This window comes from Trichococcus sp., from assembly GCF_049589555.1.
Taxonomy (GTDB): domain Bacteria; phylum Bacillota; class Bacilli; order Lactobacillales; family Aerococcaceae; genus Trichococcus.
Window position 1 is genome coordinate 1 of the sequence record NZ_JBAWAZ010000383.1, and the last position, 1,799, is coordinate 1,799.

The 1,799-nt window shown below is 50.3% G+C and carries 1 protein-coding gene and 1 tRNA gene; both read left to right on the forward strand.

From position 1 onward, the window contains the following. On the forward strand, positions 1-1,547 hold a 1,547-nt coding region (locus tag WBV27_RS13280), incomplete at its 5' end, for an ABC1 kinase family protein (RefSeq protein WP_424202595.1). A 127-nt stretch (positions 1,548-1,674) separates the two neighbouring features. Further along, positions 1,675-1,758, forward strand: a tRNA-Tyr gene (locus WBV27_RS13285). Positions 1,759-1,799: the final 41 nt, after the last annotated feature.

Consider the following 1,799-nt stretch of genomic DNA (forward strand, 5'->3'; position numbering starts at 1 on the left):
TCCTGTCCTCTTACGGGCTTCAATTCCTTTATCACAATCAGGTGAAGCCGAGCCGAAAAGATCAAGATCCGGAGAACCTTCGTCTTGCTTTCGAAAAACTCGGTCCGAGTTTCATCAAAATCGGCCAAATCCTTTCCACCCGCATCGATATTCTCCCGCAAGCATTCGTCGAAGAACTGGCGCATCTGCAGGACAAAGCGCCGGAATTTCCTTTTGCGGAAGTCGAACGCATCTTTATGGAAGAAACCAAACTTTCATTAGGCGAAGCCTTCCTGTCCATCGATGAAAAACCGCTCGCCAGCGCATCAATTGCCCAGGTTCATCGGGCGGTTCTCCGGACAGGGGAGGAAGTGGTCGTGAAAGTGCAGCGCCCGATCATCGATGATCTGTTGATCCGGGACCTGGACATCCTGATCCGTCTCAGCGGAAAGATCCCGAAGGAACTGGTTGAGGTGGTCGATCCCAAAGAAGCGTTGGAGCAAGTGAAGGCGAACACCTTGATCGAACTGGATTTCCGCAATGAAGCCCAGCTTCTGCAGCGTTTCCGGGACCTTAACGCCAGCATCGCCTGCATCGGTGTCCCGAAAATCTATTCGGGACTGACGACGCGCAGGGTATTGGTGGAAGAGTACATCGAAGGCACCAAAATAACCAACCGCGAACAGTTGGACTTGCTTGGCTATGATTCGGATGACATCAGCCGCAAATTGATGCTGGCGTATCTGAAACAAGTTTTCCACGACGGCTTTTTCCACGGGGATCCCCATCCTGGCAACCTGATCATCAAAGAAGGCAAAATTTATTTTATCGATTTCGGCATTATGGGGGATTTGTCGGAGGCCACGAAAAAATCGCTGAACGATATTCTCCAGGGATTGGCCTCGAAAGATCTGGATCGGATGGTGAAAGTCTGTCTGGAATTGGGGACGCCGAAAGGGCGGGTTGATAAACGCAATCTGTACGCCGACGTCGAGATGCTGTTCGATATGTACCTGTCGAACAATATGTTGAACGTGAACCTTGGGACGTTCATCACCGATTTCATCAGAATGTTCAAACGGCATAACATCGCCATTCCGAGCGATCTGACGATCCTCGCGAAGTCTTTGTCGATACTGGAAGGCGTTTTTCTGGAAATTTCCCCTGAACTGAACCTGATTTCGATCGCGAAGGACTATCTGAAGGAAAGTTTTACGCTTACGACGCTGATGCAGAAATTTTCTGCGGAAAAGTTGGCTTTGCGGGGCTATGCTTTCATCAAGGACAGCAGCGAGATCCCAAGCAGTCTGCTGGCTCTGCTGAAGCAAACGGCAAGCGGCAGGACCATGCTGCGGATCGACGTCGATCAGCTGGATGACAAGTGGAAGGACGTCAAAAAGATGTCCAATCGCGTCGTCATCTCGTTGATTGTTGCCGGATTGCTGCTGTCATCAGCCATCATGTCCGGAACACCGGGAGGGCAATTCCTGGGGCAAGCGGGCTTTGTGATCGCCGGCCTGTTCAGCATCTGGTTGCTGATTTCCATTTTCCGGTCTGGTAACCTGTAGGTGAAAAGAGTGATGCAGATGAAGAATTTCCGCTGGATTAAAAACTGTTAAAAATTGAAAAGAACCTCTTGAAAATCGATTGCTGCTGTTATATCATATATTGGTCAGCTTTTTAAGGAAAGCGAACGGAGGGATAGCGAAGTGGCTAAACGCGGCGGACTGTAAATCCGCTCCTTCGGGTTCGGCAGTTCGAATCTGCCTCCCTCCACCATTGGGCTATCGCCAAGCGGTAAGGCAACAGACTTTGACTCT